We start from the raw sequence: 13,049 nt of genomic DNA, 5'->3' as shown, positions 1-13,049 counted from the left end.
TTCATCATTTTGGCTGCCTTATGCCCGACGTACCCCTTGTCAAGCTTGGAACCGGAATTTCGTGTGCCATTTTTCGATTTTTCGGTCTCGAAAGACCAGCTACTAGTACGTTTAGCAGAAGCGGATAAACGCTGTATGTCTTTGTACAGCTTCTCGTTTTGTGCCATTTCGAATGTATCCTGGCGAGTTTTGTTCGTCCACCAGCTGGAAAAGTTGCCTTTTTGGATTTCGATATTCGTTTTATTGATCGAAAGAATATGGTCCACGCAGCGGTCGAGAAAAGCCCGATCATGTGAAACAAGGATAAAACCGCGCTTCGTATTCAGATAATCGGCAACAAGCTTGCGTGCATGCAGGTCGAGATGATTGGTCGGCTCGTCGATGAGCAGAAATCGATTGTCTTGGATGAAGAGCACGGCTAGCAATACCTTCGTCTGTTCTCCTTGGGACAGCGATTCAAATGGCCGGTACAGCACGTCTTCCGACACCTTCAGCAGGTTCAGTTCGCGCATCAGCTTCCAGCTTTCATAGTTTGGCACGATCTCTTCGACGACATCTAAGGTCAAATATTCTGGATGTTCGACGGGGAACGGAAAATAATCAAAGGCCACTGGTGTGGAGATCGTACCGCTGTATTCGTACTTCCCCTGCAGCAGGTTTAAGAACGTCGTTTTACCCCGACCGTTTCGTCCTGTAAAGCCTAACTTCCAATCTGTATCAATTTGAAAATGGACATGTTCAAATATGGGGTCATAGCTACCTGGATAGGTAAAAGTAAGATTGGTTACCTGAATGGCGGGCATGGCAATCATCCTTTCGTGTGGAAATAAAAAAGAGCCGCAAGAAAGGTGCTTTCTTGCGGCTCTAATCCATACAAGGAAATAAGACCCCATTCCAAGGGGCCGTATGATTGTCCGGATAGGGAGCGCAAACGAAATGCAGACCTTTCTTGCAGAGACGAAATAAAACGACCCTAGCCAAATCGCTGAGTCCGTTCTTTTCGAGATCTCAAAACAAGAAAGTCCTACATGTATCCGTTCAACTCCCGTCATCAAATTACATTCAGTTTATCACAATAGCAAATTAACTACAACCTGCGTTGTCTCTTAGGCTAAAAATCCTCGCATAATTCCACTAAACTCATTGCTAAAAAACTAGGAACAACATACAGCAAAAATATAATGAAAAGAATCATACTCTCTGTCGGCAGAAAAGATTAGTGGTAAGTTTTTTTGTGGTCAACTAATGAGAAAAATTAATTAATTATATTAATTGCATAATATATTGACATATGGGTCAATTATGGTGAAAAATGAAGTGTGTTTTTAAAAATTATGGAATTTTTATTCGAAGGGTGGCTATGGAATGAAGCATACACCTACGATTCGAGCTGAATTAGATAGATATCTACAACAAAAGGGTTTGAGTTTAACACAATTTGGTCATATTGCGGATATGAATAGGGGAGCAGTAAGTGCTATCGTGACAGGAAACAAGCCTTTGTCTGTTAACCAACTGGATCGAATTACTGAGGCCATGGGTTTACCAGAAGGCTACTTTTACGACTTGTTCGTAGAAAACTACATCATCGACCATCCTCCGAATATGAGGCGAATTGAGCCATTTTTATATCGCTGTGCGGAGTTGGACAAGCTTGGTGTGATCCGTCGAGTGGTGGGAGTCATCATGGATAATTTACTGTATTCGCCCAAGCTATTTGACATTGCAGAGGAATTATTGGCACAGGGACGGCATGATGCCGCGCTGATACTCTATGAAAACGTGGCAGAAGTGAGAAATATCAGCACTCTGAACGTTTGGCGATTTGTCAGTATCGCATGTTCACGATCCAGATTGGTGACGATCAAAGTCGTAACCTAAGGGTAGCAACACTGTTTGAGCCCTATATTGAGCGTCTAGACGAGTTAGAACAACTTGATGCTTTAAAGGACTTAGCAAACGTATACAGGTCTTTAAGCAAATGGGACAAGGTTGATGAAATAGCAAGGATAATGAGAGCTAAAGCAGAAATTCAGTACACTTGGAAACATCAACAGAAGAACAAAGAATGCAACGATGCTGCTATGAAGCTAAGCCGTCCGATGTTTGTGTATATCACCTATGCTGACCTGCTGTGTGCAAGTGTCTGTGATGCCCAAGGCGATTACCAGCAAGCTCTACAATATACATATGCCTACGCAGACTTGGATTGGGTCAAAGAAACTGATGACAATACCCTTTATTGGGTTAAATTGTATCAGAATTGGGCGAGATGCAATATTTATGTTAATAAGCTCCTGTCAGGAGATATAAGTGTGCTTCCAGATTATGTTGAATACATAGCTGAAACAGCACATACTATGGAAAGTGAAAAACTTTCGAAGCTATTGAACGTTATGATAGCTGCTAACCGATTTCAGTTAGACGTCAATGATATACTTAAACGGTTTGAAATGATTATTGATTCTTTTGTACAACAGCCATCATCGGATATGTATACTCATCAGGTAGTACCAGAGCAAACAACATGTTTTAAATATGAACTTGCTAAATACTACTTGAACAGAGGCAATTACTCTTATGGCTTCAAATACCTGCTAGACGTGTTATCTAAATCATTAGCCAATAACAAAGAATCCTTTTTCATTAGATGCATAAAATTATTTGAGCAGTTTAAACAATTTGCAGACGTTAGAACTTTTATAAAGTATGAAAGTTTAGTTAGTGTAGGACAAAGAGAAAGATTATTTTACTATTAATATTCATGCTCTCTTTTTAGAATAAATGATTAAAATACTGAAAAATGGTACTTTAATCATTGCAGCTAGTTTTTGTTTATTGTTACTGTGACTGTTCAGTCACATAGTCAGGTTATTCAACTAAAGGATGTGAGTTGGAGGGCTTAAACGTAAGCAAGGCCAATCCCTGCAACCTTAACTGAACCGCACCCCAAATCTTAAACACTTGGTATAATCCGCTAAGAAGAAAGGGGGCGGATTTTACTTTATGGTTAAATACAGCGAAGAAATATGAATTAAAGTTGCTAAAGATGTACTTGAGGGGTGCTGTCTGAGAATGAAGCAGCACGTAAGTATGGCACAGAACTTTTACTGGAGAACAAAAGCAGTACATATTAGAAGATATGCATGAGAACCATTTGAGTTATAAAGCTCCTGTGAAAAAGTAGACGTACAGCTAATAAAGAGCCACAGAAAGAAGTGGAGGCAAATGAAAGTGTTATAGACGAGCTGAATAAGGAAAACCGACGCCTTCGTATGGAGGTTACGTACCTAAAAAAAATGAATGCCTTAGTGCAGAAAAAAAACTCATTACAAACTACGACAAAGCTCATGTGATTTACGAGCTAAGGCATGAATTTAACGTGAAAGAGCTTGTCAACATTGCAGGCATTCCTCGAAGCACTTACTATTATCATGTGAAAAAGTGGAACAAGCCTGATAAGTACGCCGATGTGAAAACAGAAATGAGGCGTTTATTTAATGATGAATTATAATGTCGAGCAGGATACCGAACCATGACCAGAGAGATTCGCAAAATGACTCCAATCAATCATATGACAGAAGCTACCAGAGCAACACAATTTCATTCTGCACTCTGATCATTGGTGGCAATATCAACAAAAGCGCTATCGGTATATGCTCTCCTGAGAGAGGAGTCACACAAAGTGTGTCACGCCGAGGGAATTGCCTGGATAACTCCGTGATAGAGAATTTCTTTGGAATCTTAAAGAAGGAACTTCTTTACATACAAGAATTTGAATCCATTGAACATTTCATTCAAGAACTACATCAATATATATACTATTACAACTATCGAAGAACCAAACAAAAGCTCAGAGGACTGTCGCCGGTAGAATAACGCATTCAGTCCTCTGTAGCAGCCTAAGTCTGTCTGTGTTTAACGTTTTGGGGTCAGTTCATAACGGTGGGCGGGGATTTTTCTATTTACCTAAACGCCCGGTCACAGAGTGTATTTACACATATATTAAAGTGACGACAAATAAAGGAGGGCTAAAGCTATGAGTGGATGCGCAGGTCCAGCTATTTGCGGTGCGTGGACTTCTACAACGGCAATCTTGGTGCTCTATATCCTCTTGGTTATTATCCTTAAATCGTGTTGGATTTAACTTCTTAAGATAGCGGTTGGATGCTCTCTCTTCATTTAACTAACACCTTATTGGCTTCGGCTGGTAAGGTGTTTTTAATTCACTTTGTTTCAAAATTTGAAATCTAAGGGTTATTGGTTATCGTCAAACCAAATGTTTTCAGTTCCGGTTCGGGTGTCTGTCCAAACCGTTACAAGACGGTCTGTCTGCGGGACAACGGCATTGCCAATGTAGTCTCCGATCAAGGTTAGCCCTGCCACACTGAATGAAGTGGTCGTTATGCGAGTGTTGGTAAATGTATTTCCGCCATCTCTGGAGGTAGCCAGAAAAACGTCAAGATTAGGCGCATTGACTCGATTGGTGTAATAGGAAACGAAAACTGCCCCATCTGATGGAGAAACTGTAATGGCCGGAAAAAAGTTCTGCGATCCCGCCGGACTGTTTGTAATGGGTTGAGGCGGACCCCAATCGACGCCAAAGTTAGTCGAGACAGAGAGGAATATATCCGAATAGCCTTGCCGAAAGTCTTGCCATACAGCGTAGACATTTCCTCGCGTCGTTGGTGCATTCGAGATGTCGCCTCCCATGACAGGGTATGTCAGGCACCTGAACTGGTATCCTGGTAGCGGGGAAGGTGGGACAACGACGAGCGTAACTCGGGTTTCAATTCCAAAGGCTGTTCCACTATCTTGTGATGTACGAGTGTTAAATTCACTTATATCGGGGGGCTGGGTAATCCATCCTACGATAAGAATTCCATTTAATGTGATGGCCATCCCGGGGAATTCTTCAAATTCGTTAACTGAAGAGAGAAGGGATGGAGCCGAGTACGTATTTCCTCCATCAATGGAACGATTGAAGAATATCGTATTTCAGGGTATAAATTGCGTGTTGTAGTCGTGTGTATAACCAGTATAAATGTTTCCAAAAAACGGGCTGGAGCTGGCTTTATCAGTGGTAACAATTACTTGATCGTCATTGACGAATTGTCCATATCCCTGATTAACAATAACAGGCGGTCCGAACGAAGATGCGTTATCTATGGACGTATAAGTGACGACTGTACCGCTGAGGCCGTCTGAATCAAAGGCATGGGCCGCCACGACAAAGGAATTGGGGAAGATATAATCAACATGTGGGGACTCGATGCTAGCGAACCCGGCTGGTGTTGGGAGTATCGTTGTGCTCTATGTCGCACCTGCATCGATTGACCTGTACAAGTCAATAGCCGCTGGTCCTGTTCTTAAATCTACAGCAACCACCACCATAACAGAGGGATTTAGCCAGTTTACGGCGATGGAGGGCTCAAATTGGCTACTAGTACTTGGTGAGATTTGTACATTTACCATGATGACTTCTCCTTTTGATAAAGGATAATGGAAATTTTTTTATGGGTTGAGTTGTGCGATTTGGGTGAGGTCTTGTTGTAATACTTTTTGGTAAGGAATTACGTTTCCAGATGAGTCCGTCCCAAATACAGTAATGACTGTATCCGTCGGAACCGTTCCTGTTACGAGAAACTGAACTTCGTAAGCAAATTACCTGCAATGTTGAAATTAAGAAGTTGACTCGTGTTGGCATTGATATTCAGTGAACTTGCATAAACCAGTGCCTTACTCACCGTACTGTTCCATACGTAGATATGATACACAACGTTGGATGAAAAACTAAGATTATTATTGCCGATGTTAATTGCAAGATTTGTTGCAGAGGAGACAGTTCTTGTGTTTGTAATAATGCCTGTTGTAAAAGCCCTGAAAACAACACCTTTCTATCCTTTTTTTATAGTATATGAAGTACGTGTTAGTATGGTTTGGACAAAATCACCTCTATGAAAGTACTAGCGAAGTGGGAGTCTTTTAAAATGCCTGCCAAAATCAAATACACCCAATTCTTACTTCTTTCACCTCTTCTTTCTTCTTACTAAGCATTTTCAGTCCAATCACTCTAATAACAGCAACGTGATCCAAGCAACTTCGAATATAGCCGCCACAATGACTGAAATTCACGTTTTGTTCATAACACGTTCCTCCTTAAACTACGTAATAAAAAATTAGCCATAAAAAAGATAAAAGCCTGGGAAATAAAACGCACAATGCGTTTATCTCTCCAGGCTTTTATCCCTCCGTGCCACAGCCACTTGGCTGTGCGTCTTCTCTCGGACCAGACCAATCTTGCGATTGCGGAACCCTAGAAAACGTGTTTATTCAGTTATTGGCTAAAGTCATACCAACACGTGATGTAACGTGAGTCAATTTTTCATTATTAATTTTCCAGTTAGTTTAATCTTCACTAAAATCTTCAAATAAGAAGTTAAACCTATTGGATTTGGCTGATTGGATTTTCTTGGTTAACTGAATGCCGGTCACAGAGTCATAGCTATACATATGGATGTATGCCATAGTAGTTTGCGCTTATTGGCTTTGCAGAAGCGAGAATGCCTCATTGCTAGGTTTATTAATTTTTAACGCATGCCTTTACTTCAAGATCTTCTATAATTTCTAATGCGACAGAATGTCCAAAAAATAGTGTTAAAATATCCTCATATCGTTTTCCTGATCCTCTTGCTCTACTTAATATCATGTTCTGGCTTTTTTGTATTTTTCTTTTATGGAGTGTCAGCGAAGCGATGGATGAATCGGGAGCTAGCAGATCTACCATTAGAGTGGACAACTCGTTCTGAAATTCTTCAATTGGAAAGTCATTATCTTCTATTGAGTACAGCTGCATAGTTTCAGGCGCAGCTTTAAATGAAAACGGGTATTGCGTATTGAAGACACCTTCATTAGCTATTTTGTCAGCTATTAATTTACCAAAAACGATACCCGATGCGAATGCTTGCCCAGGGATTCTTCCCATCCCAAGATCACCATTGAATTGAGCTTCCCCTGTAGCAAAAACACGATTTAAGTTTATAGCTTCACCATTAGCATTGATTTCGATTCCTCCTGAAGAATAATGCATCGTTGGTGTAATTTTGATCCTTTTATTTTTAACCACATTAGTGCTAAATCCATATTTTTTGAATCTTTCATTCAATAAATTTTCATTAGCATGGCTCATATCCAAGTACATATCCTTTTTTTGCTTGATGCATTCTAGTTGAAAATGTAAAATTTCGTCAATCATTTCATGGTAATCATCTTGAGCGATAGCATCACAAATATACTTATCTTTTAATAATTGAATTCCTTCCTCATCTACTATTTTCCCTTGACTTAAAGATACCACTCCACCCAATAAAATTTGTCTTCCATTGTATATGGACCAAGGATGACACATTACTGTAGACATTCCCTTTAATCTTGCACCTATTTTTTTAGCTAAGATTAGCGTTTCTCCAGTCGAACCCGGTGAATTATCATTGTAACTAAATTGCCCCGCATATCCTCCTGTAGCTAATACCAAATAATTAGTATATATTCTGATGAATTGATCTAATTGTATGTCATAAAATAATGCGATAATTCCATGTGCATACTTTTCCAAATGAATCAAAATTTTATTACACAGTGGTTGTTCAATATGTTGTAACAAACCATTAATTAATTTTTTTCCTCCCTGTGATTTAATCATACATTCAGGCATGATACCAAATGATGTTTTCTCATACGAAATCCCTAATTCCTCAAAAAAATTTATAATTGTGTTGGAGTTTCTATAAAGCGTTTCAATAACAGATCGATCTGCTCCACATTTATCAATCGTAAGATTAATAATATTATTAATATCATTCTCTGATGGAACGCGTGTATTTGCGGCTGCGAGAAAAGAGTTGCTTTGTTTAGGGGCGTTCTTTTTTGTTGTGATCGTATATTTGATATTATTTTTTGATAAATAATAAGCAACGGTGAGTCCCGAGATCCCCGTACCAACAATCAAAATTGGAGTGTAGTGTTCGACAGATGTTATATTTTGTTCCATTATTCTATCTCCTTACCATAAATGGAATACGATCTCATTTGCAAAAGGAAAGGAAAAAAAAGAGCGATTATACTAATCGCTAAATAACTTTACTGCTATGTACACTATGTTTGTTTACAAAGAAGGTTGGAATTGAAACCAAACTTTTTCCTAATTGTACAAATTTATAACTTATTTTGTCAACGTAATTTGGAATATTATTATTTAACTCGATTCTGTAGCTTGAATATTCAAACCAATCTTTGATGCGACTAGTGAACCTATTTTGTTTTATACGATACTTCGATACATCTCATCATATAAAAGAAAAGGAAAATAAATTTCAGCTAAATACTTAAAAGGGCATAGTATATTACCGAGAAGCCGCTTCGAAAAGTATTTTAGAACATACCTTAGAACATGAGGGATATAGAAGGAACAGCTATCCAAAAGCAGGGAGGTTGTTTTGTCTCTTTGTTACTGATTCCATTTTTAAAATATGAAATGGAGGGAATATTGTGCCACGAGCTTCGGTCATACTGCCTGTTTATAATAATGCGGATTTTGTCTTAGAAGCAATACACAGTATTTTGGTTCAATCCTATTCGGATTTTGAATTAATTGTTATTGATGATGGTTCGACAGATGGATCTACCTCTCTTATCTCACAAATAACAGATCCTAGAGTGAGGAAAATCTTTCATACAACCAATCGAGGGTTGATCGCTTCTCTAAACGAAGGATTAAAGGAGGCTAATGGTGAATATATCGTTCGTATGGATAGTGATGATATTTCTACGCCAGATCGACTAGCTATACAAATAGCATTTATGGATCAAAATCCATTGGTTGATGTATGTGGGGCTGCTTTTACTACGTCTAGTGGAGGAAAGATAAAAGTAAATCCGGCCAGCCATGAAGAGATTAAAACATGGTTGCTATTCCATTGTTGTATCTGCCATCCCGCAATAATAATGCGTACTAGCATGATCCATCGGCTTGGTGTTCAATATGATAGCAATTATCCCCATGCCGAAGACTACGAGCTGTGGAACCGATTAGCTTTCCAGGTACAAATGGCGAACCTGCCCATAAACGTATTGTATTATCGTCAACATAATGGACAAGTATCCAATCAGCATAGAGCTATACAGGATGCTACCGCGCGGAGAATTCGTCAAAGACAGTTTAGCAAGTTAGGCTTGGAATTATCAGATGAAGAGAATCAGATTATGCTGGACATTCTAGGGTTCAAGATTAATCCCTACGATTATAATAGTTACAGCAGAGCCTTAGGTTTTGCCAACTGGGTGCTAGGTCAAAATAGTAAGTATTTGATTTATAACCAAGAAATGTTAAACATGGCGTTTTCACGATGCATATCCCATATTCCGTATTAAGCAAGTAATCCGGTTGGATCGGTGATACTCTTATGGCACATTAGTTGGTTGAATATAGAATAGGAGGACTCTGCTGGGTATCTGGTATGAGTCTTTTTTGTTTATGGAAGGAATCCCTTTTGTTCTAGTAATTCTTCTGTGGCTTTCCATAGTTTTTGCTGCATCTGAGGATCACTGCCAGGTAACACTGGTCTAATAGATTTCCCGGTTCCGACGTTAAAGTATCCACCTGTTTTTTTATGATATTCCGGCTCTACAATCAATCGGGTGATGATATCTGCTCCTCTTCGCGGATCCCCAAGGCGGAAAAACTTCAGCAATCGTTCCAATAGAGGGGCAAACCAAAGTTCTCGTCCCAAACCGCTAACATTGAATCCTGGATTTAGTGCATTTACACTGATTCCCGTATCCGACCACCGTTTTGCCAGTTCACCAGTGAACATAATATTCAATAATTTGGTTTTACCATAAATGGGGGATGAGCCCCGAGCATTAAAGGGAGTTGTATCTGTTAAATCCTCAGGGAGCTTTAAAACTCCGTGACGGCGTGAAGCTTCGGAGGCAACATTGACAACTCTGGCCTTACCTACGTTCTGAAGGCACGGTTTTAGCGTATAAGTTAACAGCCACGGCGATAAATAATTTATGGCTATCATTTCGGGTAATCCCTCAGAGGTAATGCGTTGCTCAAAAGCATGGATTCCCGCATTGTTTAACAGCACATCAATTTTAGGGTATGCGGCGGTTATTTCACTCCCGATACGTTGAACATCCTTCAGTACTGATAAATCTCCATAAAAAAAGTCAACTTTTGCTGACGCGTTAACCAGCTCAATCTTTTTTCTCGTAGCTTCAGCACGTTCCTTACTCCTGGCAGTCAAAACAAGATCAAAGCAACCACGTCTTCCCAATTCAATTGCGACTAGCTTTCCAAGGCCACTCGTGGCGCCTGTTATGACAACAACAGCACTTTTGGACATCGTCATTTCTCCTTCATGTGTTACAATTTATTGGAGCAGTCAATCCGGTGAGTTAGCATATTTGATTGACATATGTCCACTATAATAATTTAGTTGATATATGTCAATCAAATTTGTGCTGATGATTTTTTGATCGAGAGGAAGGTGATTGAGGATGAAATATAATAAAGTCAAAGATGAACCGAGGGCGAAATTGGAGATTGAGTTAGGGGAACAGCTTAACGCACTCATCAGTGCTTCACATGCCCTGAATGTCAGAGCTGCTGCGAAATTTGATTCCTCCTTACAACCTGCCGCCTTCCATATTGTTCGTTGGCTGTATTCTTATGGCCCAACGAACGCTGCGACTTTAGCGGAATCAACTGCGATGGATCGAAGTTCAGTGAGTCGTCTTGTCAAACAGCTCCAGTCTTTGGGATATTTGAACAGAGAGACATCCCAAAGTGATGGACGGGGAGTTGTGTTGTCTCTTACCGAGCATGGACAGCAAAAATTAATTGATGCACTTAAGGAGAAAGAGTCGGTTTTCTATGAACGAATTTTGAACTGGAAAGATGAAGAGCTCCATGAATTCATCCAATTGCTTAAGCAATTTAACGGATTCGACCACCGGAGCGGAACATAATCTTAAAGAAATGAACGCCATGTAAACATTCACAAACAATATCGTCACTTTCTAAAGCAATTATTGAGCTAATAGAGAGAGAGAACAATGAAATCTACCTGAAAGTGTATTTTTTATGTCAGACAAAGCTCCCCTTACTTTGACAATCAATAAGCCGTATGTTTATTGATGAAGATAAACAAAAAGGAAAGGATGAAAATAATGAGTTTGAAACTAGGAAGAAAAACTACTTTATGTTTCTCCACAAGTGCTCTCTTATTTTCAGTTTTGTCTCCGTTATTAGCATCGGCAATGTGGCAAGCGTCACCCAGGACACTTACACAAACACTTTAAATCAATCATTAGTTTCATCTCAATTAGTAATTTTCAAAGATGACACAGCATATACAGATGTATCTATTACCGGGAAAAGAGTGAAGTTTTCGATTAGTGGTTTAGAAAACCCATTTAACGCGAATTATTATAATCGATTAGTCTGGACCAGTACTGATGAAGAACCAAATATAAAAAATATACTGTCTGTAAAAATAGCCCCCAAAACAGGGAGCTCTTACGGTTCCAGCAACTATGAAAATCTTTCTCTGATAAAGCAAAAAATTGACTCTGATTCACCAGTATATGGATGGATTCAATTAGAATCCAAAGAGTGGGTTAAAGCAGGATCAGCTATAATTAAATATTAGAAAGTTCCTAATGTGAGTATAAGTAAACATCGTCAAGCCAACGGTTAGGACCTGCAAATGAAGCAGTAACATAATCTCCGTTCGTACCATACCGTGTAATCGAGATATTGGGGTCAGTTCCAGCATCTTTAAGATTAGCTGTATTTACAGTAACAATATATTCAATATTAGAAAAATAAGTTTGAGAAAGCTATAACTGGCAAGACAGGTACTCTAATGGATCATTTAACACAAAACAAGCAGGAAGAATTCTTCCTGCTTGTTGCTTGTAAAGGATTATTAACGTCTACGTTGCCTATCATTCACGCTAAACAGATTAACAGCCAGTGCGTTACCTCTTGCACGCGCAGTGGCTCTTTGATTGGAACGGATGTTTAATCTTCTTCTTCTTAATTCACGGTTGGAGTGTCTTCTGCTCATATTATCACCTCCCTTCAAAGAATGAAGGTGTGGTAGAATCTTAGTGATGTCTATGCTTACGCTTGGAAATTTTGATATTCAATGCATTGGTTGCGAGGGCATTTCCGCTTCCAGTTCTCGCAGCTGCCGCTTGAAAAACTTTAACGACCAGATATCTGTTTTTTCCGATGCGATGCTTATACGTTTTAACTCTATTTCTGATCATCTGCACATCTCCTTTGCTTTAGGTCTGCTTTATACATATGTCAATTGTGCTAGAAATGTATCAGCATAAATCTACTAAAGACGAAAAGAAGCTAGTACCTATGTATCTAAGTGTTTAATAAAAAAGCTCATGCTTGCCTGCGTTCGCCTTCCCACCTTTACGTTATATTAGGAAGGATACAGTGGGTTCACATGAGTCAAATTTCCATATGATTAGCTTATAAAAGGAACAGAAAAGAGCAGACGGAACTGTCTCGAATAATGGGGCGGATATTATAGTGGAACAATGCAGGTTACCGAAAAAGGAAGATTAACTGTTAGAAGCATACATAATAATGATAGTAACAATATAAAACCGGCTCACCTAGGTGGCCGGTTTTATATTAGTAGTAGTATAACGGGGAAGAAAGCACGATAAATCAGTGGAAGTCCCGGAAGAGTCCAATAACCTTGCCCAATATGCTGACGTGTGTCAGGCGAAGGGGTTCAAAGGCTGGATTTTCAGGTTGAAGCCGGATATGGTCTTTCTCTTTGTAAAAGGTTTTAACTGTTGCTTCGTCTTCATCTGTCATAGCTACAACAATGTCTCCGTTATCAGCGGTCTGCTGCTGACGTACGATTACATAGTCTCCGTTAGCAATACCAGCTTCAATCATGCTTTCGCCTACAACAGATAACATGAATATTTTATCCTCACCAACAAAGTGT

12 protein-coding genes, 3 pseudogenes and 1 riboswitch are annotated in these 13,049 nt (G+C 39.4%); of the genes and pseudogenes, 7 read left to right on the top strand and 8 right to left on the bottom strand.

Annotated features, from left to right (window positions below):
* Positions 1-803 (bottom strand): ATP-binding cassette domain-containing protein (locus AC5V8P_RS16860; RefSeq protein WP_495473733.1); only part of this gene is annotated, 803 nt, incomplete at its 3' end.
* Between the two features lie 562 nt (positions 804-1,365).
* Between AC5V8P_RS16860 and AC5V8P_RS16855 the strand changes: the two are divergent.
* The 4 genes and pseudogenes from AC5V8P_RS16855 to AC5V8P_RS16840 all read left to right on the top strand — a co-directional run bounded on the left by AC5V8P_RS16855 (position 1,366) and on the right by AC5V8P_RS16840 (position 4,147).
* Positions 1,366-2,759 (top strand): annotated as a pseudogene (locus tag AC5V8P_RS16855) (helix-turn-helix domain-containing protein).
* A 569-nt stretch (positions 2,760-3,328) separates the two neighbouring features.
* Positions 3,329-3,485 (top strand): annotated as a pseudogene (locus AC5V8P_RS16850) (IS3 family transposase); the annotation flags it as partial.
* A 120-nt stretch (positions 3,486-3,605) separates the two neighbouring features.
* Positions 3,606-3,879, top strand: a pseudogene (locus tag AC5V8P_RS16845) (transposase); the annotation flags it as partial.
* Positions 3,880-4,039: 160 nt separating this feature from the next.
* Positions 4,040-4,147, top strand: a complete 108-nt coding sequence (locus tag AC5V8P_RS16840) for a YjcZ family sporulation protein (protein ID WP_231116802.1) — start codon at positions 4,040-4,042, stop codon at positions 4,145-4,147.
* Positions 4,148-4,257: 110 nt separating this feature from the next.
* On the opposite strand, the gene AC5V8P_RS16835 is transcribed toward AC5V8P_RS16840, so the two are convergent.
* The 3 genes from AC5V8P_RS16835 to AC5V8P_RS16825 all read right to left on the bottom strand — a co-directional run bounded on the left by AC5V8P_RS16835 (position 4,258) and on the right by AC5V8P_RS16825 (position 8,050).
* Positions 4,258-4,902, bottom strand: a complete 645-nt coding sequence (locus tag AC5V8P_RS16835) for a hypothetical protein (RefSeq protein ID WP_231116803.1) — start codon at positions 4,900-4,902, stop codon at positions 4,258-4,260.
* Positions 4,903-5,313: 411 nt separating this feature from the next.
* Positions 5,314-5,475, bottom strand: a complete 162-nt coding sequence (locus AC5V8P_RS16830; protein ID WP_231116805.1) for a hypothetical protein — start codon at positions 5,473-5,475, stop codon at positions 5,314-5,316.
* Positions 5,476-6,229: 754 nt separating this feature from the next.
* A riboswitch (guanidine-I (ykkC/yxkD leader) is annotated at positions 6,230-6,331 on the bottom strand.
* Between the two features lie 252 nt (positions 6,332-6,583).
* Positions 6,584-8,050: an FAD-binding protein gene (locus AC5V8P_RS16825; RefSeq protein WP_064796496.1), complete on the bottom strand. Its 1,467-nt coding sequence runs from the start codon at positions 8,048-8,050 to the stop codon at positions 6,584-6,586.
* Positions 8,051-8,547: 497 nt separating this feature from the next.
* On the opposite strand from AC5V8P_RS16825, the gene AC5V8P_RS16820 reads away from it, so the two are divergent.
* Positions 8,548-9,429 carry a glycosyltransferase family 2 protein gene (locus tag AC5V8P_RS16820; protein WP_063212609.1) on the top strand — a complete coding sequence of 294 codons (882 nt, stop codon included), beginning with the start codon at positions 8,548-8,550 and terminating at the stop codon, positions 9,427-9,429.
* A 101-nt stretch (positions 9,430-9,530) separates the two neighbouring features.
* On the opposite strand, the gene AC5V8P_RS16815 is transcribed toward AC5V8P_RS16820, so the two are convergent.
* Positions 9,531-10,409, bottom strand: coding sequence for an SDR family NAD(P)-dependent oxidoreductase (locus AC5V8P_RS16815; RefSeq protein ID WP_064796497.1), 879 nt, complete (start codon positions 10,407-10,409; stop codon positions 9,531-9,533).
* Positions 10,410-10,563: 154 nt separating this feature from the next.
* Here AC5V8P_RS16815 and AC5V8P_RS16810 point away from each other — a divergent pair, with 154 nt between their 5' ends.
* Positions 10,564-11,034: a MarR family winged helix-turn-helix transcriptional regulator gene (locus AC5V8P_RS16810; protein WP_063212611.1), complete on the top strand. Its 471-nt coding sequence runs from the start codon at positions 10,564-10,566 to the stop codon at positions 11,032-11,034.
* Positions 11,035-11,192: 158 nt separating this feature from the next.
* Positions 11,193-11,717, top strand: a complete 525-nt coding sequence (locus AC5V8P_RS16805) for a hypothetical protein (protein ID WP_231116806.1) — start codon at positions 11,193-11,195, stop codon at positions 11,715-11,717.
* 279 nt (positions 11,718-11,996) lie between these two features.
* Here AC5V8P_RS16805 and AC5V8P_RS16800 read toward each other — a convergent pair whose 3' ends face one another.
* From AC5V8P_RS16800 to lexA, 3 genes are all read right to left on the bottom strand, one after another.
* Positions 11,997-12,137, bottom strand: coding sequence for a hypothetical protein (locus AC5V8P_RS16800; RefSeq protein WP_167347010.1), 141 nt, complete (start codon positions 12,135-12,137; stop codon positions 11,997-11,999).
* Between the two features lie 40 nt (positions 12,138-12,177).
* Complete coding sequence (locus AC5V8P_RS16795) at positions 12,178-12,342, bottom strand: hypothetical protein (protein ID WP_167669708.1); 165 nt, start codon at positions 12,340-12,342, stop codon at positions 12,178-12,180.
* Between the two features lie 418 nt (positions 12,343-12,760).
* A partial coding sequence (lexA, locus tag AC5V8P_RS16790) for a transcriptional repressor LexA (protein ID WP_495473732.1) occupies positions 12,761-13,049 on the bottom strand: 289 nt, incomplete at its 5' end.

The organism is Paenibacillus sp. N119s (genome assembly GCF_059447605.1).
This window is presented reverse-complemented; position numbering and strand designations above follow the sequence as displayed.

Bases quoted from the DNA above. Each gene is read 5' to 3' on its own strand.
- AC5V8P_RS16840 (WP_231116802.1), top strand. From the start codon at position 4,040: ATGAGTGGATGCGCAGGTCCAGCTATTTGCGGTGCGTGGACTTCTACA.
- AC5V8P_RS16835 (WP_231116803.1), bottom strand. From the start codon at position 4,902: ATGGCCATCACATTAAATGGAATTCTTATCGTAGGATGGATTACCCAG.
- AC5V8P_RS16830 (WP_231116805.1), bottom strand. From the start codon at position 5,475: ATGGTAAATGTACAAATCTCACCAAGTACTAGTAGCCAATTTGAGCCC.
- AC5V8P_RS16825 (WP_064796496.1), bottom strand. From the start codon at position 8,050: ATGGAACAAAATATAACATCTGTCGAACACTACACTCCAATTTTGATT.
- AC5V8P_RS16815 (WP_064796497.1), bottom strand. From the start codon at position 10,409: ATGTCCAAAAGTGCTGTTGTTGTCATAACAGGCGCCACGAGTGGCCTT.
- AC5V8P_RS16810 (WP_063212611.1), top strand. From the start codon at position 10,564: ATGAAATATAATAAAGTCAAAGATGAACCGAGGGCGAAATTGGAGATT.
- AC5V8P_RS16805 (WP_231116806.1), top strand. From the start codon at position 11,193: ATGTTTATTGATGAAGATAAACAAAAAGGAAAGGATGAAAATAATGAG.
- AC5V8P_RS16800 (WP_167347010.1), bottom strand. From the start codon at position 12,137: ATGAGCAGAAGACACTCCAACCGTGAATTAAGAAGAAGAAGATTAAAC.
- AC5V8P_RS16795 (WP_167669708.1), bottom strand. From the start codon at position 12,342: ATGATCAGAAATAGAGTTAAAACGTATAAGCATCGCATCGGAAAAAAC.